Source organism: Oleiharenicola sp. Vm1 (assembly GCF_047777955.1).
In the GTDB taxonomy this organism is placed as follows: domain Bacteria; phylum Verrucomicrobiota; class Verrucomicrobiia; order Opitutales; family Opitutaceae; genus Didemnitutus.
On record NZ_CP180537.1, the window covers coordinates 1,333,005 to 1,349,142 of the forward strand.

Annotated in this window: 15 protein-coding genes and 1 pseudogene; 9 read left to right on the forward strand and 7 right to left on the reverse strand. The window is 71.3% G+C overall.

The annotated features are described in order from the left end of the window. Positions 1–18: 18 nt before the first annotated feature. From ACMYLB_RS06895 to ACMYLB_RS06905, 3 genes are read right to left on the reverse strand one after another with little or no spacing between them, the layout of a single operon-like run. Complete coding sequence (locus tag ACMYLB_RS06895) at positions 19–435, reverse strand: hypothetical protein (RefSeq protein WP_415910205.1); 417 nt, start codon at positions 433–435, stop codon at positions 19–21. After that, the gene (locus tag ACMYLB_RS06900; protein WP_415910206.1) at positions 332–1,171 is read right to left on the reverse strand and encodes an alanine racemase; all 840 of its coding nucleotides are present in this window, start codon (positions 1,169–1,171) and stop codon (positions 332–334) included. The genes ACMYLB_RS06895 and ACMYLB_RS06900 overlap by 104 nt, the downstream gene beginning before the upstream one ends. Beyond that, positions 1,168–2,121: a threonine ammonia-lyase gene (locus tag ACMYLB_RS06905; RefSeq protein WP_415910207.1), complete on the reverse strand. Its 954-nt coding sequence runs from the start codon at positions 2,119–2,121 to the stop codon at positions 1,168–1,170. Before ACMYLB_RS06905 ends, ACMYLB_RS06900 begins: the two co-directional genes overlap by 4 nt. 114 nt (positions 2,122–2,235) lie before the next feature. Between ACMYLB_RS06905 and ACMYLB_RS06910 the strand changes: the two genes are divergently transcribed. The 8 genes and pseudogenes from ACMYLB_RS06910 (at position 2,236) to ACMYLB_RS06945 (ending at position 9,355) form a co-directional block, all read left to right on the forward strand. Then, positions 2,236–2,622 carry a VOC family protein gene (locus tag ACMYLB_RS06910; RefSeq protein WP_415910208.1) on the forward strand — a complete coding sequence of 129 codons (387 nt, stop codon included), beginning with the start codon at positions 2,236–2,238 and terminating at the stop codon, positions 2,620–2,622. Between the two features lie 45 nt (positions 2,623–2,667). Further along, complete coding sequence (msrA, locus tag ACMYLB_RS06915) at positions 2,668–3,294, forward strand: peptide-methionine (S)-S-oxide reductase MsrA (protein ID WP_415910209.1); 627 nt, start codon at positions 2,668–2,670, stop codon at positions 3,292–3,294. A gap of 157 nt (positions 3,295–3,451) precedes the next feature. Further along, positions 3,452–4,462 carry a glycosyltransferase gene (locus ACMYLB_RS06920; RefSeq protein WP_415910210.1) on the forward strand — a complete coding sequence of 337 codons (1,011 nt, stop codon included), beginning with the start codon at positions 3,452–3,454 and terminating at the stop codon, positions 4,460–4,462. A gap of 544 nt (positions 4,463–5,006) precedes the next feature. After that, positions 5,007–6,140: pseudogene (locus ACMYLB_RS06925) on the forward strand (alpha/beta hydrolase family protein); the annotation flags it as partial. Further along, on the forward strand, positions 6,068–6,562 hold the full coding sequence (locus ACMYLB_RS06930) for an alpha/beta hydrolase family protein (protein WP_415911048.1): 495 nt from the start codon (positions 6,068–6,070) through the stop codon (positions 6,560–6,562). The pseudogene ACMYLB_RS06925 and the gene ACMYLB_RS06930, both read left to right, overlap by 73 nt. Before the next feature lie 758 nt (positions 6,563–7,320). Then, positions 7,321–8,124, forward strand: a complete 804-nt coding sequence (locus ACMYLB_RS06935; RefSeq protein WP_415910211.1) for a disulfide bond chaperone — start codon at positions 7,321–7,323, stop codon at positions 8,122–8,124. An 89-nt stretch (positions 8,125–8,213) separates the two neighbouring features. Further along, complete coding sequence (gene pnuC / locus ACMYLB_RS06940; protein ID WP_415910212.1) at positions 8,214–8,822, forward strand: nicotinamide riboside transporter PnuC; 609 nt, start codon at positions 8,214–8,216, stop codon at positions 8,820–8,822. Beyond that, the gene (locus tag ACMYLB_RS06945) at positions 8,819–9,355 is read left to right on the forward strand and encodes an AAA family ATPase (RefSeq protein ID WP_415910213.1); all 537 of its coding nucleotides are present in this window, start codon (positions 8,819–8,821) and stop codon (positions 9,353–9,355) included. Before pnuC ends, ACMYLB_RS06945 begins: the two co-directional genes overlap by 4 nt. Before the next feature lie 8 nt (positions 9,356–9,363). Here the strand turns inward: ACMYLB_RS06945 and ACMYLB_RS06950 are convergent, their stop codons facing one another. The 4 genes from ACMYLB_RS06950 to ACMYLB_RS06965 all read right to left on the reverse strand — a co-directional run bounded on the left by ACMYLB_RS06950 (position 9,364) and on the right by ACMYLB_RS06965 (position 15,107). Then, complete coding sequence (locus ACMYLB_RS06950; protein WP_415910214.1) at positions 9,364–10,257, reverse strand: alpha/beta fold hydrolase; 894 nt, start codon at positions 10,255–10,257, stop codon at positions 9,364–9,366. Between the two features lie 30 nt (positions 10,258–10,287). After that, positions 10,288–12,930 (reverse strand): ADOP family duplicated permease, encoded by a 2,643-nt coding sequence (locus ACMYLB_RS06955; protein WP_415910215.1) that lies wholly within the window; start codon positions 12,928–12,930, stop codon positions 10,288–10,290. Positions 12,931–12,950: 20 nt separating this feature from the next. Continuing rightward, complete coding sequence (locus ACMYLB_RS06960) at positions 12,951–13,280, reverse strand: PadR family transcriptional regulator (RefSeq protein WP_415910216.1); 330 nt, start codon at positions 13,278–13,280, stop codon at positions 12,951–12,953. Between the two features lie 183 nt (positions 13,281–13,463). Further along, positions 13,464–15,107: an NAD-dependent malic enzyme gene (locus ACMYLB_RS06965; protein WP_415910217.1), complete on the reverse strand. Its 1,644-nt coding sequence runs from the start codon at positions 15,105–15,107 to the stop codon at positions 13,464–13,466. A gap of 209 nt (positions 15,108–15,316) precedes the next feature. Here ACMYLB_RS06965 and ACMYLB_RS06970 point away from each other — a divergent pair, with 209 nt between their 5' ends. Continuing rightward, the gene (locus ACMYLB_RS06970) at positions 15,317–16,108 is read left to right on the forward strand and encodes a ThiF family adenylyltransferase (protein ID WP_415910218.1); all 792 of its coding nucleotides are present in this window, start codon (positions 15,317–15,319) and stop codon (positions 16,106–16,108) included. Positions 16,109–16,138: the final 30 nt, after the last annotated feature.

Genomic DNA, 16,138 nt, shown 5'->3' on the forward strand with positions numbered 1-16,138 from the left:
CCAGAAAGCGGCGCGGGCTCACCAGCCGTTCACGCGCGGCCACTCGGCGACGAGGTCGCGCGTGCCGTTGACCACGAAGTAGCGGTCGTGCGCGGCGGCGGTGGGACAGGCGTGGTTGGGCAGGATGCGCACGCGGCTGCCGATGGGGAAGGCGTCGGGCGCGAGCGGCTCGGCGCTGACGACGAGGCCGTGTTCCTGCCACGTCCGCGCGACACGCAGGCCGGGCAGCCGCCGGCCGTCGAGGTCGCAGACGAAGCCGTAGCCGGCGTTCTTCTCCGGGGCAGCGCGGCGGTGGCGGTGTCCTTCGAGAGCGCGAACGAGCCGGCGTCGATCAGGAACTCGTGCGGCCGGTGCGCCGGGCGGCCGATGACCTCGGCGAGCACGCTGAGCGCGATGTCGTCGTAGCCGCAGGCGCCGATCCCGGCCTGGTAGCAATCCCAGAACATGTAGACGCCCGCGCGAAGCTCGGTGATGCCGGCGAGGTCCGCCGCGGCGACGGCGGTCGGACTCGAACCGAGGCTGAGCAGCGCGCAGGGAAGCCGGCGGCGTGCAGCCGCGCGGCGGCGGTGCGCAGCGCGCTGGCCTCGAGCGCGGCGACGCGGGCGAATCCGGCGGCGTCGCGCTCCGCGTAGGAAAATCCGCCGTGCGTCGCGACGCCCGCGAAGAGCGGCCCGAGTTCCTGCGCCACGGGGATGAGCTCGGGGCTGTCGGGCGGCAGTCCGCCGCGGCGGTCGCCGCTGTCGATCTCGATCAGGGCGCGGAAGCGCACGCGCTCGGCGCGTGCGTGCGTGCGCAGGGCGCGCGCGGCGGCGGCGTGATCGACCATGACGGCGAGGTCGACGCCGGCGCGGGCGAGCGCGGTGCAGCGCGGGAGCTTTCCGGGGCCGAGGCCGACGGCGTAGAAGATGTCGCGCCAGCCGTGGTGCGCGAAATACTCGGCCTCGCGCAGGGTCGAGACCGTGATCGCGCCCTCGGGCGGCGGGGCGGCGAGGTGGGCGATGTCGGCGCTCTTGGCCGTCTTCAGGTGCGGCCGGAACCGCACGCCCTTGATCGCGGCGGTCGCGGCCAGGCGCGCGAGGTTGTGGGCGAGTTTGCCGCGCTCGAGCACGAGGCAGGGCGTGGGCAGCTGCTCGAGCGTGGGCGCGGGGCGCGAGGGAAATTCGGAGCTCACGGTTTCAGCCAGGGAAGATGGTCGAGGTCGACGTTGCCGCCGGTGAGGATGATGCCCACGCGCCGGCCGCGGACGCCGAGCGCGCCGGACTGGATCGCGGCGAACGCCACGGCGGCGGAGGGCTCGACGACGAGCTTGAGATTCTCCCACAGCGCGCGCATGGCGGCGACGATGGCGTCCTCGGGGACGGTCACGACGTCGTCGACGTGCTGGAGGATGAGCGGGAGGTTGCGCTGGCCGGTGACGTTGGTGCGCAGGCCGTCGGCGATGGTGTCGGCGTGGGCGATGTGGACCGGCTTTTTCGCGCGGAAGGATTGCGCGACGTCGTCGGCTGCGGCGGGCTCGACGCCGACGACGCGGAGGCCTGGCTGCGCGCCCTTGGCGGCGACGGCGGTGCCGCAGAGGAGTCCGCCGCCGCCCACCGGGCAAAGCACGAGGTCGAGCGGGCCGGCCTGCTCGAGCAGCTCGAGCGTGGCGGTGCCCTGGCCGGCCATGACGGCGTAGTCGTCGAACGGGTGCACGAGCGCCGCGCCGGTCTCGGCGGCGATGCGCGCGCACGCGGCCTCGCGGGCGGTGAGGTTGGGCTCGCAGAAGACGATGCGGCCGCCGTAGCGCTCGACGTTGCGGATCTTCGTCTGCGGCGCGTTGTGCGGCATGACGACGAAGCCCGGGATGCCGCGTCGCTGCGCCGCGCGGGCGACGGCTGCGCCGTGGTTGCCGGAGCTGTGGGTAACGACCCCGGGCGCGGCGGCGTCGTCGCCGAGCGCGAAGACGGCGTTGGCGGCGCCGCGGGCCTTGAACGCGCCCATCGCCTGGAGGTTTTCGCACTTGAAGAAGAGCGCCGCGCCGCACGCGGCGTCGAGGGCGTCGTTGGTCAGGACCGGCGTGCGCTGGACGTGCGGCGCGATGCGGACGGCGGCGGCGCGGATGGCGGCGAGGTCGAGGGACATGACGACCGGGGGAGTTGGCCAGAAAGCGGCGCAAAGAGACACAAAAAACGGCGGCACGGGCGGCGTGCCTCCGCGTTTGCGTTTGGCCGCTTCGCGCCTACGGTCGCGGGCGCCATGGCAGTCCAAAAGCTCCTCCACACCCGGATGCGCGTGAACGACATCGAGCGCTCCGTGAAATTCTACCAAGACGCGCTCGGCCTGAAGGCCACGCGCCGCCACACCTCGCCCCGCGGCGCGCAGCTGGTGTTTCTCGCCACGCCGAACAGCGACGAGGAGATCGAGCTCTGCCAGATGCCGCCCGGCGCGCCGGCCGTCCAGGTGCAGCCCGACCTCATGCATCTCGCGTTCGAGGTGGATGATCTCGCGGCCTTCGCGGCGGAGCTGAAAAAGAAGGGTTACGCGCTGAGCGACGGTCCGACGCAGACCGGCAGCGGCTCGGTCATCGCCTTCATCGACGCGCCCGAGGGCTACGAGGTCGAACTCATCCAACGGGCGAAGTGACGCGTAAGGAATAAGGCGCGGCTCCCGCGTCTCTTCCTTCCGGCAATGAAAACCTTTTCCACGCTCCTCCTGGCCGCGGTCGCGGCCGTTTCTCTCATGACCACGAATTCCTCCTCCGCCGCCACCTCCGGCGGCCCGACCGAAACCGCCGTCTTCGCCTCCGGTTGCTTCTGGTGCACCGAGGCGGTGTTTGAACACGTGCCCGGCGTCAAGAAGGTCACCAGCGGCTACACGGGCGGCCACGTTGCGAATCCGACCTACAAACAGGTTTGCGAAGGCGACACGGGCCACGCCGAGGCGACGCGCATCGAGTTCGATCCGACGGTCGTCAGCTACGCGCACCTGCTGGAGATCTTCTTCGAGTCCCACGACCCGACCACGCTGAACCGCCAGGGCGCGGACGAGGGCACGCAGTATCGCTCGGCGATCTTCTACGCCAACGACGCCCAGAAGGCCGCCGCCGAGGCCGGCAAGAAGGCCGCGCAGAAGAACTGGGACGATCCCATCGTCACCGAGATCGCCCCGCTGGGGAAATTCTACGAGGCCGAGGATTACCACCAGGACTACTTCAAGAACAACCCGCACGCCGGCTACTGCTCCTTCGTGATCAAGCCGAAGGTGAAGAAGCTCCAGTCCAAGGGCGTGATCTCGTCCGAGCGGACGGTGCCGTAAGGGGAACGCAGCCGCGGGCGGGCGCGCCACGCGGGCCCGCCGTTGCCCGCGCGCCCGGGCGAGTCCGCCGCCCGGAGCCTGCCGCGCGCGCGTTTCCTTCTTTCGGCCTACCGACGAAAGCTGGCGCTCGGCCCGGCAAGTTCTCTAGGGTCGCGCCATGCCCCTCGTCTCCGTCGTGATGCCCGCCCGCAACGCCGCCGCCACGGTCGCGCGCGCCGTGACGAGCATCCAGGGCCAGACTTTCCGCGACTGGGAACTCGTCGCCCTCGACGACGGCTCGAAGGACGCCACGCGCTTCATCCTGATCGAGATGGCGCAGCTCGACCCGCGCATCCGCGTGCTGCGGACGAAGAGCGGCATCGCCGGCGCGCTCAACGCCGGCATCGCGGCCGCCGCGGGCGAATTCATCGCGCGCATGGACGCGGACGACGAGATGATGCCCGAACGCCTGGCGAAGCAGGTCGCCTTCCTCCAGGCCAACCCGGACATCGGCGTCGTCGGCTCGCGCGTCGAGTTCGGCGGCGATCCGGCGAAGGCGGCCGGTTACGCGCTCCACGTCGAGTGGGTGAACTCGCTGCTCACGAGCGAGGAGATCATGCTGAACCGCTTCGTCGAGTCGCCCTTCGCGCACCCGAGCGTGATGTTCCGCCGGCACCTGGTCGACGACCACGGCAACTACCGCGACGGCGATTTCCCGGAGGACTACGAGCTCTGGCTGCGCTGGATGGACGTGAACGTGAAGATGGCGAAGCTGCCCGACCCGCTGCTGACCTGGCACGATCTGCCCGGGCGCGCCTCGCGCACGGACCCGCGCTACGCGCCGGAGGCCTTCTACCGGCTGAAGGCGTTCTGGCTCGCCGAGTGGCTGAAGCGCGAGATCGAGCCGCCGCGCAGCATCTGGGTCTGGGGCGCGGGCCGGCCGACGCGCCAGCGCGCCGCGCACCTGGCCGCGCACGGCGTGCCGATCGCCGGCTATGTCGACATCGACGCGAAGAAGACCGGCCGGAAGGTCGGCGGCGTGCCGGTGGTCGCGCCCGCGGACCTGCCGCCGCGCGAGCAGAACTTCGTGCTCGGCTACGTCGGCACGCGCGGCGCGCGCGACCTGATCCGCGCGCACCTGCTCGGCACCGGCCGGGCGGAGGGGCGCGATTTCTTGATGTGCGCCTGAAGGCGCGCTGCTGGGCGAACCCCGATCCTTGCCACGCCGGAGCGCGGCGTGTTTGGTCGGGGGCGCACAACTGATGAAGCGAATCCTGATTGCCCTCGTGGCGGTCGTCGGCGCGTGGGGCAGCGCGCAGGCCGTCGAAAAGAAAAGCGGACCGGTGCCGGCGGAGCTGTTGTTCCGGCGGTATCAGCAGAACGAGATGAAGATCTCGCCCGACGGGCGCTATCTCGCGAGCATCATCCCCTACGAGCACGACAAGCGCGACAACCGCACCATCCTCGGCGTCTTCGATCTCGAGACGAAGAAGACGCAGGTGCTGGTGAATGATCCCTCGGCCTGGATGCTGGGCTTCGACTGGGTCGGCGACCGGCGCCTGCTCGTGCGCTACTGGGACGGCGGCGGCGCCCTCATGGCGCTCAACGCCGACGGCTCGGATCGCGTGCAGGTCCAGGCCCCGCCCGGGCGACTGGGACAGCGTGAGCCGGCCTGGCTGCTGGTCCCGGCGCGCACCGTGCACCCGCTCATCGATCAACCCGACGAAGTGCTGATGGGGCACGTGCCGAACTTCGAGGTGAATTCCCGCACGCTCTCCTATTGGCGCAAGGACCGGCATCTCGACGTTGGCCTCTATCGCGTCAACACGCGCACCGGCCAGGTGACGACCGTCGTCAAGGATCCGGAGCTGACCATCGATTGGCTCTGCGATCCGCGCGGCCGGCCGCGGGTGGCGCTGAGCCTCGACCGCGGGGCGTTCGACGAGTCGTTCTACTGGAAGAACCGCGCCGTGCTGCCCGACCTGCACGTTTATTGGATCAACGACGATGGCAGCGCCGAGCTGTTGCCGGACATCAAGGCCCGCGTCGGCGAGGAGTTCGCCCTGGTGGGAGTGGAGCGCGATGGCGGCTCGTTCCTCTTCCGCGCCCGCCGCGACCGGGACCGCGCCGCGGTGTGGCGCTACACCCGCGCCACGCGCGCGATCACGGGGCCGGTGCTGGAAAACGCCCGGGTGGACGTGGGCGACGCGTTCAATTCGCCGCTGGATACGAGCCTGCACGGCCTCACCGTGGCGGAAGGGCGGGGCCGGGCGCACTACTTCGACGAGGGATTCGCCAAGCTCCAGCCGGTGATCGACGAGGCGCTGCCCGAGTTCGTGAACCTGTTCTCCTCGTGGGATCGGAGCCGGCAACGAATCCTGATCGACAGCCGTTCGGCGCGCGAGCCGGGCCGCACTTACCTGTTCGACCAGAAGACCGGCGATCTCACCGCGGTCTTCTACCGCGGCCCCTGGCTCAACGAGTGGCGCCTGGCGGAAACCGAGCCGGTCACGCTCACCGCGCGTGACGGCGTGAAGCTCGACGGCTACCTGACGCGCCCGCCCGGCGCCGATCCGAAGCGCAAACTCCCGCTCTTCCTCCTCGTGCACGGCGGACCGTGGACGATCCGCGACAGCTACGAGTTCGACCCCGAGGTGCAGTTCCTCGCCACGCGCGGCTACGCGGTGCTGCAGGTCAACTACCGCGGCTCCGGCGGCTACGGTGCGGCGTTCGAGGCGCTCGCGACGCGCGAGTTCGGCTACCGGATGCAGGACGATCTCACCGACGCCGCGCAATGGGCGGTGGCGCAGGGCATCGCCGATCCGGCGCGACTCGGCATCATGGGCGCCAGCTACGGCGGCTATGCCGTGCTGCGCGCGCTCACGCGCGAGCCCGATCTATTCAAGGTCGGCGTCTCGATGTTCGCCCCTCGGACCTGCCGCGGCAGCTGGAGCACTATCGCGCCGATCCCGAACACGCCGCCGCCTACGCCTACTGGTCGCAGCGCGTCGGCGACGCGGAAAAGGACCGGGCCTGGCTCGAGGCGGCCTCGCCGGTGCACGCGGTGGCGAAGATCCGCGCGCCGCTCTTCATCGTCTACGGCGACAACGACCCGCGCATCCCTTACGCGCAGTCGGCCGACTTCGTGCGCGCGCTGCGGGCGGCGAAGAAGGATTTCGTCCGCTACGCCCCCGAGGGCGAGGGCCACGGCATCGCGGACGAGCAGGCGCGCATCAAGATCTACCAGGCGCTCGACGCCTTCCTCGCCGCGCGTTTTCCGGCGAACTGAGCGGCCCGCCGCCGGCGAATCGGCTTCCCGCGCGCGGGCGCGGCGGCTACACCGGCGCCATGTCCCAGGGGAAACGCCGTCCCACGCCCGGCTGAAGACGCTCGCGCTCGCGTGGGCGCGGGCGCACGGCTGCACCCTGGCGGCGCCCGAGGTCCGCGTGCCGCGCAGCGGCTTCCGGGCCGACGTCGCGGCGCTGGACCCGCGCGACGGCGGCGTGGCGGTGTTCGAATGCAAGCAGTCGCGCGCGGACCTGTTGAAGGATGCGCATGACGAGACGCACACCCGCGCCGCGGCCGCCGCGCTCGGCGAGCGCCGGGCCGCGCTCGAAGCGCTGCTCGCCACCCACCGGCCGGAGTGCCGGCAGGGCGACGCGCTCTGGCCGGAGTTCGACACCTGCGACTTCAGCCGCATCGAGCACCGCACCTACGCCCGGGTGCGCCGCGAGCTCGGGACCCTGCAGCGCCGGGTGCGCGCGGGCACGAAGTTCTCGCGGATGACCCGCTATCGCTGCGCCGACTTTCTCTGGCTGGTGGTCGAGCCGGATCTCCTCGCCCCGGCCGAGCTGCCGGCGGGCTGGGGGCTGCTGGTGCGCGCCGGGGACGCGCTGGCGCTGCACTGCCCGGCGGAGCGGCTCGCGCCGGCGCCCGCGCAGCGCGACGCACTGCGCCGCAACCTCGAGGTCGCGGCCGGTCTCCGCGCCCGCGAGCCGCGCGGCGGGCCCGACTTGCTTTTCGCCGAAACGGCATAGACTCCCCGCCATGCCTGAATCCACTCCCGAGCCGGTCAACGGCGCTGAAATCGTCACCGAGTTCGTGCGGCATCGCAACGTGATGCTCGTGCGCGGCGACCTGGGCCCGCTGTTCGTGGATTACTACCTGCACCTGGCCGACCACCAGCTGAAGCCCGCGCCGGAGCACGACCGCCGGTTCAAGCAGGCGCTGGCGGCCTTCGCCCTGCATTGCGCGTCGCGCCCGCGCTTCGAGCACCTGGCGTGGACCATCAGCCTGCAGGACCCGCGCCTGAACCTCTTCCTCGCCGGCGACAACGAGGACTGCACCGTCGCCGGCCGCATCTTCACCGAGAACGTGCGCGAGGCGCCGCAGAACGTGTTCTACGCGGACCTGATGCCGCGGCGCGGCGCGGAGAAGCGGCGCAGCGTGGTGAACTTCGACGGCCCCGACCTCTTCCGCGCGGTGGAGCACTACTACGCCACGAGCGAGCAGCGGCCCGCGCGCTACTTCGACCTCGGGGACGACCGCTTTGCCATGCTGGTGTCGCACCCGGACTGCGACGAGCGCTGGCTGCGCGAGGTCGACCTCGCCGGGGTGAAGGCGGTGGCGGAGCACGAGACCGTCGCGCACATCGAGCGCCGCGCCTACCGCTGGAACTGCGGCTGCACGCAGCAGAAGATCCTCGGCGCGCTCGCGCCGGCGGCGCGCCAAGACCTCGGCGGGCTCTTCGGCGGCGAGGAGTCGATCCACGTCCAGTGCCCGCGCTGCGCCGCGGCGCACATCCTCACCCGCGAGGCGATGGAGGCGTTCCTCGCCGCGACGAAGAAATAGCCGCGCCCCGGGCGGCGTGGCGTGCCGGGGCGGCCCGCCCCGCGGGCGCGCACTCGACAACCATTTCCCCGCCCGCTCCACTTCGCGCCATGCACGCCGTCTGGCAGAACATCTGGACCGGGCTGACGACCGCCACGCCGCTCGATCAGCTCAACCTCGCGCTCGGCCTGGTGGGCGTGGTGCTGATGGTGCGGCAGAGCCTCTGGGCCTTTCCCGTCGGCCTGGCGGCGGTGAGCGTGCAGGGCGTGCTGTTCTACCGGAGCCATTTTCCCGCCGACGCGGCGCTGCAGGTCTTCTACTTCGTGACGCTCGCCTGGGGCTGGTGGCATTGGGTCAAGGGCCGGGGCGCCGCCGCCGAGTTGCCGGTCACGCGGCTGGGCGCGCGCGGCTGGGTGGTCACGCTCGGCGCGGCCGGCGCGGCCACGGTCGGATGGGCGCTGATGATCGGGCCGGCGATGCAGGCGATCATGCCCTGGCGCGACGCGTTCATCGCCGCCTTCAGCGTCGCCGCGCAGGTGCTGCAGGTGCGCAAGAACATCGAGAACTGGCCGCTGTGGGTCGTCGTCAACGTCGTCGCCGTCGCCTCCTACTGGAGCGCGGAGCTGGCCTACACGGCGTTCCTCTACGCCATCTATCTCGGGCTGGCGCTGGTCGGCTGGCGGGCGTGGCGGCGTTCGCTCCGGGAGGCGCGCGCGTGAACGCGCCGCTGCGCATCGCCGTCTACGGCCCGGAATCGACCGGCAAGACCGAGCTCGCCGCGGCGCTCGGCGCGCATTTCCGCGCCCCGGTGGTGGCGGAGTATGCGCGCGAACGCTGCGACGCGCAGGGCGGCGTGCTCGGGCTCGAGGACATGGTCCCGATCGCGCGCGAGCAATGGCGGCGCGAGGACGAGGCCGCGGCGCGGGCGCAGGGGCTGGTCATCTGCGACACCGACGCGCTGACGACGATGCTGTGGAGCGACCTGCTCTACGGCACCACGCCCGACGAGGTGCGGCGCGGCGCGGAGAAACGCTGCCGCAACTACGCGCTTTACCTGCTGCTCGACATCGACGTGCCGTTCGCCCCGGACCCGCAGCGCTGCTTCCCCGATCCCGCGGACCGCGAGAAATGCCGCCGCGTCTGGCACGGCGCGCTCGAGCGGCGGCACCTGCCCTACGTCTGGATCCGCGGCGACTGGGCGGAACGGGAGCGGGCGGCGGTGGCGGCGGTGGAGCGGCTTGGGCGCGGCTGAGCGCGCGGCTACGCCGTCGCGGCGGCGATGCGCTCCCCCAGCAAGGCGGCGAAGCGCTCCGGTTGCTCCAAGTCGGGAAAATGGCCGCTGTCGGCGCAGCGCAGGATTTCCGCGCCGGGCACCAGGTCGCGCAGCGAGGCGGGATCGGTGTGGCGGTGCGAACGATCCCTGGCTCCCCAGAGCAGCGTGCACGGCGTGGTGATGCCGCGGAGCGAGTGAACGTCCGCGCGCGCGAGTCCCTGGGTGACGCTGGCGAGGCACCAACAGGCGCCCTGGGAGAAAGCCTGCTGGGCGAGGCGGCGGAACGGCTGGCGCGGCCGGTTGTGAGGGAGCGCATGGTCATACCAGCCATGCGCGGATTTTTCGCGGGCGAGCCAGACGGCGGCTTGACCGACGATCGGCACCGTCATCGGCCAGGGAATCACGCGGCGTTTCCACGCGTGCATGGCGGTCATGGACGGAGTCTGCGACAGGACCAGGGCCATGATGCGGTGCGGCGCGAGTTGCGCGGCGCGCAGGGCGTAGAAGCCGTTGGCGCAGCTGAAGGCCAGCGCCGCGCGCGCGATGCCGAGCGCATCGAGCACGGCGAGGACGGCGCGCGCGCCTTCGTCGAGCGAGTGCGTGTAAGTCGGCGCGGGGAGCGAGTGGCCGAAGCCGGGCAGGTCGCAACACACGACGCGATGGACGGGGGCGAGTCGGTGAATCAGGGCCTCATAGTGTTCGATGACATTGGGCCCGTCGGGCGCGATCACGACGCAGGGCTTCGCCGAGCCGGAGTCGAACACGCGCACGCGGCCGGCCGGCGTCGCGATGCGGCGCGTGGGCAGCGATCCATCGCGCGGCGGGCCGAGGCGCCAGGCGGAAAACCGCGTCAGCAGATGGTCGAGGCGCGAACTCAGCACGGGAAGCCGGAGGCGCGGCGCGCGGGGCGATCAGTCGGCCCGGAGGGCGGCGATGGCGTCGACACGGCTGGCACGGCGCGAGGGAAGCCAGCAGGCGAACAGGGCGACCGCGATGAGGATGAGCGTCGTGGCGGCGAGGATGAGCGGGCTGTTGGCGCGGACGCCGCGGAACGCGGACGAGAGCGCCGAGGTGACGGCGTAGGCGCCGGCGAGTCCGAGGAGCGAGCCGAGCAGGGCCTGGCGCACGCCCGAGCCGAGAACGAGCCGGGTGATGTCGCGCGGCGAGGCGCCGAGGGCGAGCCGGATGGCGAACTCGCCGGCGCGTTGCGCGGTCGTGCGGGTGATGACGCCGTAGATGCCGAGCGAGGCGAGCGCGAGGCCGAGCACACCGAAGAGGGTGAGCATGTCGCGGAGGAAGCGGAGCTGGTAGAAGGAGCGGGCGATGGAGGCGTCGGCCGTGGTCAGGCGCTTGATCGGCAGGTCGGCGTCGAGCTCGGCCATGGCGGTGCGAATCGAGTCCACCAGGGCGGCCGGAGCCACGCCGGCGGCGCGCACGGCGATTTCCACCGCGGGGATCGGTTCCTGGGCGAGCGCGGGGTAGACGCGCAGCGTGACGGTGTTCGGCTCGGGGTCGGCGCTTTGGATGTCGCCCACGACACCGATGACCTCGCCCCACGCGGGCGTGCCGGAACCGGCGACGGCGATGCGACGGCCGATGGGGTCGCTGGCGCCGAAGAGCGTGCGCGCGGTGGATTGACTGACGAGGTAGACGCGCGGCGAGGCGGCGGTGTCGCGCGAGTCGAACGCGCGGCCGGCGAGGAGGCGGGTGCCATAGGTGGCGAAATACTGCGGGCTGACGGCGTTGAACATCGCGGCCGGTTCCTGGCCCGGGGCGGGGAGCGGCTGGCCTTCGACGAGGATCTTGCGCACGTCGGTCCAGTCGAAGAACGGCGTCGCGGCGGACAGGCTCACGGATTCCGCGCCCGGCAGCGCGGCGAGGCGTTCGAGGGTCAGGCGGTGGAAGGCGGCGATCTTGGCCGGGTCGCCGTAGTGGCCCGCGGGCAGGACGACGGAGCCGGTGGCGAGCGGGGCGGACTCCCAGCCGGCGCGGCGATTCTGCGCGGCGTCGAGGCCGACGAGGAACTGCGCGGCGCCGGCGAGCAGCACCATCGCGAGCGTGAATTGGGCGACGATGAGGAACTGGCGGAAGCGCTGGTGGCCGCGGCCGCCGGTGGTGCCGCGCCCGCCGCTCTTGAGGGTTTCGTTCAGGTCGAGACGGAGGGCGAACAGGGCCGGGCCGACGGAAAACACGAGCGCGGTGACGAGCGAGGCGGCGAAGGCCCAGGCCATGACATGCCCGTCGACGGCGAAGACGACCTGTTCGCCATTGTCGCCGGTGGAGCGTTGCGCCGCCCAGTTGCGGAACCAGTGGGCGACGAAAAGGGCCAGGCCGCCGCCGACCAGCGAGAGGAGCAGCGCTTCGGCAAAGAGCGGGCGGAGCAGTTGCAGGCGCGAGGCGCCGAGGGCGGCGCGGACGGCGAACTCGCGCGCGCGGGCCATGGTGCGGGCGAGGAGGAAATTGGCGAGATTGGAGCAGGCGATGAGCAGGACGGCGGCGGAAAGGCTGACGAGCATCGGCAGGACGATCAGGCCGCTCGAGCCGGCGGCGTCCCGTTGCAGGGCGACGGTGTGCCAGGCGCTGCCGCGGTTGGCTTCGGGGAACTCGCGCGCCAGGTGCTCGCCGAAGGCGGCGATGAAGGCGGCGGACTCGGCGGGAGTGGCCGCGGCGGCGCGGCGGCCGATCACGCGGAGGCGCGGGTTCTGGCGGTCGGCGGCTTCGGCGGGCGTGAGGGCGAGCGGGCGGAAGAAGTCCACGACGCCGAGGTAGCGCCAGTCGTTGAAGGATTCGGGCAGCACGCCGATGATTTCATGCGGCTCGCCGTCGATGCGCACGGTGCGGCCGACGATGTCCGGTGCGGAGAGGAAGCGGCCGCGCCAGGTGCGCTGGCTGAGCATGACGACGCGGTCGCGGCCGGGCTGGCCCTCCTCGGGGCGGAAGGCGCGGCCGAGCTGCGGGGTGACGCCGAGGGCGGCGAAGAGGTCGGTCGAGGCGCGGGCGGCGTAGCCGAGCTCGGCCGGGCGCCCGGGCTCGGAGAGGCTGGCGCTGCCGGGGGTGTAGGCGATCACGGCGCGGTAGGGCGACGGCGAGTCGCGCAGGGCGAGGAAGTCGGCGGCGGACAGATTGCCCTCGGGGTTTTGCGCGGTGCCGCGATAGATGCGCTCCAGTTGATCGACGCGCTCGTAGGGCAGGGGCTTGAGGAGGATGCCGTTGACGAGGCTGAACATCGAGGTGTTCGCGCCGATGCCGAGGCCGAGGGTGAGGATCGCGAGCAGGCTGAAGCCGGGCGAGCGCCGCAGCTGGCGCGCCGCGAAGGCGAGGTCCTTGCCGAAGCGCTCCAGGGCGCCCCAGCCGAAGGAGTCGCGCGCGCGCTCCTGGAGCGCGGCGGTGTTGCCGAATTTGCGCTGGGCGGCGAGGTGGGCGTCGGTGGGTGGAAGGCCGTCGGCGGCGAAGTCCGCCGCGCGCTGCTCAAGATGGAAGCGCATTTCCTCGGCCATCTCGGCTTCGAGATCGCGGCGGCGGAAGAGGGTGCGCAGACGGCGGCGGAGGTTCATGGCGCGGCGGGGCGGCGTGCTCAGGCGGACTGCAGCACGAGGTTGATGATCGCGCTCATGCGGCCCCAGAGCTCCTGCTCCTTCTCGAGCTGCTTCCGGCCGGCGCGGGTGAGGGCGTAGTATTTGGCGCGGCGGTTGTTCTCGGTCAGCCGCCACTCGGCCTCGATCCAGCCCTTGTCCTCCATGCGGTAGAGCGAGGGGTAGAGGGACCCCTCGTCGACCTGCAGGGCGCTTTTCGAGAGCTGCTCGAGGCGCTGGGTGATGCCCCAGCCGTGGAGCTCGCCGCGGCTGAGCACGCGGAGGATGAGCAGGTCGAGCGTGCCGGGGAGGAGTTCGTTTTTGTCGGCCATGCCCGCTTACCTAGATAATCTAATGCAGCGGCGGCAAGGCTTTCCTTAGATTATCTAAGCCAGGAGCTGGCGCGGAACGGGATGCGCGGAAAAACGCCGCGCCCGCTTCCGGCGGCGGCGACGAAAAAGGGCGGCCGCGGCCGGCCGCCCCGTGGGGGAATCACAACACACTTAACGAAAGCGTCAGACGTAGCTCGGGTAGTGCGGGTCGAACATCGCCTCCTTCACGTGCGCCTCGAGGTTGGCGGGCCGGAGCATGTTCGTGAGGTTCCGCTGGAAGGCGACCTCGGCCACCTGGACGGCGATCTTCGCGGAGACTTCGCGGATGCGCTTCAGGTCGGGGTAGATGCGGCCGACCATCAGGTCCTCCTCCGTGACCATCGTGGCGAGCTGGCGGGCGGCGACGTAGAACATCTCGTCGGTGACGCGGCGCGCCTCGCTGGCGATGACGCCGAGGCCGACGCCCGGGAAGATGTAGCTGTTGTTGCCCTGGCCGGGCTGGTGGGTGACGCCGAGGTAGTTGACCGGGCTGAACGGGCTGCCGCTGGCGAAGATGCCGCGGCCCTCGGTCCAGGTGTAGCACTGCACGGCGGTGCACTCGGCCTTCGAGGTGGGATTCGAGAGCGCGAAGATCACGGGGCGCCGGTTGAGCCTGGCCATGGCCTTGACGACGTCCTCGGTGAACGTCTGCGGCATGCCGGAGACGCCGATGAGGGCGGTGGGCTTGAGCGCCTCGACGGCTTCGAGGAGCGAGGCGACGGGCTTGTGGTCGTGGGCGAAGCGCCGCTTGTGCTCGACGAGGTCGGAGCGGCTCTTGACCACGAGGCCCTTCGAGTCGACGAACCAGCATTGCTCGCGCGCCTTTTTCTCCGGCACGCCGCTGAGCTTGAGCGCCTCGACGATGAGGTCGCCGATGCCGATGCCGGCCTCGCCGGCGCCGAGGAAGAGGAATTTCTGCTGCGTGAGCGGCAGGCCGGTGAGGCGCTCGGACGAGATCAGGCCGGCGAGCGTGACGCCCGCGGTGCCCTGGATATCGTCGTTGAACGTGCAGGCCCGGTCGCGGTAGTGGTGGAGCAGGCGGAAGGCGTTGGCGTTGCCGAAATCCTCGAACTGGATGCAGGCCTTCGGGAAGACCTGCTGGGCGGCGCTGACGAACTCGGCGACGAGCGCGTCGTATTCCGGTCCGCGCAGGCGCGGCTCGGGCAGGCCGAGGTAGAGCGGGTCGGCGAGCAGGGCGGAGTTGTTGGTGCCGACGTCGAGCATGATCGGCAGGCACTGCGACGGGTCGATGCCGGCGCAGGCGGTGTAGAGCGAGAGCTTGCCGACGGGGATGCCCATGCCGTTGGCGCCGAGGTCGCCGAGGCCGAGGATGCGCTCGCCGTCGGTGATGACGATGATGCGCACGTCCGCCTGCGGCCAGTTCTGCAGGATGCCCTTCACGCGGCCCTGGTCGTTCTTGCTGATGTAGAGGCCGCGCGGGCGGCGGAAGATGTGGCCGTATTTCTGGCAGGCGAGGCCCACGGTCGGCGTGTAGATGATCGGCATCATCTCGCTGAGGTGCTCCATCACCAGGCGGTAGAAGAGGGCCTCGTTGCGCTCCTGGAGCGAGATGAGGTAGATGTATTTCTCGAGGTCGTTTTCCTTGCGGCGGTAATTTTCCAGCACGCGCTCGAGCTGTTGCTCCTGCGTGGCGATGCGCGGCGGCAGCAGGCCGCGCAGGCCGAGCAGGTCGCGTTCGGATTCGCCGAAGGCGGTGCCTTTGTTGAGCAGGGGGTCGTGCAAGAGCTCGACGCCGCGTTTCCCGTGCAGGTGAAGCGTTGTGGTCATTTGGGATTCCTCCATGCGGCCGGAAAGCATCGGCCGACGGCAGGCAGCTTAGCGCGGTCGGGGGCGGAGGGCAGACGTTTCCGGGGCGGGCGCACGGGAATCACGCGATGATTTCGAGAAAATCCCGAACGCTAATAGGCCGCGCGTGCGAAGCTTTGCGCAAAAAATGGGTGGCGGCGCGTCCGGTGCCGGCTACGGGTGTTCGCTCCATGAACGACGACTACGTCTCCCGCTTCGGCGCCCTCGGCCGCCTCTACGGCGCCGCCGCGCTGCCGCGCCTGCACGCGGCGCACGTGGCGGTGGTGGGCGTCGGCGGCGTGGGCTCCTGGGTGGTGGAGGCGCTGGCGCGCTCCGGCCTCGGCGCGCTGACGCTGGTCGACCTCGACGACGTCTGCGTGACCAACACCAACCGCCAGTCGCACGCGCTGGCCGACACCGTCGGCCGGCCGAAGGTCGCGGTGCTCGCCGAGCGCGTCGCGGCGATCAATCCCGGCTGCCGGGTGACGGCGCACACGGAGTTCTTCACCGCCCAGAGCGCGGAGCGGCTGCTGGCGGCGCGGTTCGACTGGCTGGTCGACGCGATCGACGGCATGTCGAACAAGGCCCTGCTCATCGCGACGTGCACGCAGCGCGGCCAGCCGGTGCTCACGATCGGCGGCGCGGGCGGCAAGCGCGACGCCACGCGCATCCGGGTGGGCGACCTCGGCGAATCGCAGGGCGACGACCTGCTGCGCCTCGTGCGCAAGAAGCTGCGCCGCGACCACGGCTTCGCGCGCGGCGAGCACCAGATCTACGGCATCCCCTGCGTCTACTCGAACGAGAAGCCGGTCTTCCCGTGGGCCGACGGCACCTGCTCGACCGAGCCGGAGCCGGGCACCAGCCTGAAGCTCGATTGCGCGAGCGGCTTCGGCACCGGCGTGTTCGTCACCGGCGCCTTCGGCTTCGCCGCGGCGGGCGAGGTGGTGCGCCGGATCGCGTCGGCCGGGCCCGAGGCGCCGTGATCCGGACGCAGACGAGCCGGGCAACCGAGG

Coding starts and splice junctions, on each gene's coding strand:
- ACMYLB_RS06905 (WP_415910207.1), bottom strand. CDS start 2,121: ATGTCCCTCGACCTCGCCGCCATCCGCGCCGCCGCCGTCCGCATCGCG.
- ACMYLB_RS06910 (WP_415910208.1), top strand. CDS start 2,236: ATGGCAGTCCAAAAGCTCCTCCACACCCGGATGCGCGTGAACGACATC.
- msrA (WP_415910209.1), top strand. CDS start 2,668: ATGAAAACCTTTTCCACGCTCCTCCTGGCCGCGGTCGCGGCCGTTTCT.
- ACMYLB_RS06920 (WP_415910210.1), top strand. CDS start 3,452: ATGCCCCTCGTCTCCGTCGTGATGCCCGCCCGCAACGCCGCCGCCACG.
- ACMYLB_RS06930 (WP_415911048.1), top strand. CDS start 6,068: ATGGGCGGTGGCGCAGGGCATCGCCGATCCGGCGCGACTCGGCATCAT.
- ACMYLB_RS06935 (WP_415910211.1), top strand. CDS start 7,321: ATGCCTGAATCCACTCCCGAGCCGGTCAACGGCGCTGAAATCGTCACC.
- pnuC (WP_415910212.1), top strand. CDS start 8,214: ATGCACGCCGTCTGGCAGAACATCTGGACCGGGCTGACGACCGCCACG.
- ACMYLB_RS06955 (WP_415910215.1), bottom strand. CDS start 12,930: ATGAACCTCCGCCGCCGTCTGCGCACCCTCTTCCGCCGCCGCGATCTC.
- ACMYLB_RS06960 (WP_415910216.1), bottom strand. CDS start 13,280: ATGGCCGACAAAAACGAACTCCTCCCCGGCACGCTCGACCTGCTCATC.
- ACMYLB_RS06965 (WP_415910217.1), bottom strand. CDS start 15,107: ATGACCACAACGCTTCACCTGCACGGGAAACGCGGCGTCGAGCTCTTG.
- ACMYLB_RS06970 (WP_415910218.1), top strand. CDS start 15,317: ATGAACGACGACTACGTCTCCCGCTTCGGCGCCCTCGGCCGCCTCTAC.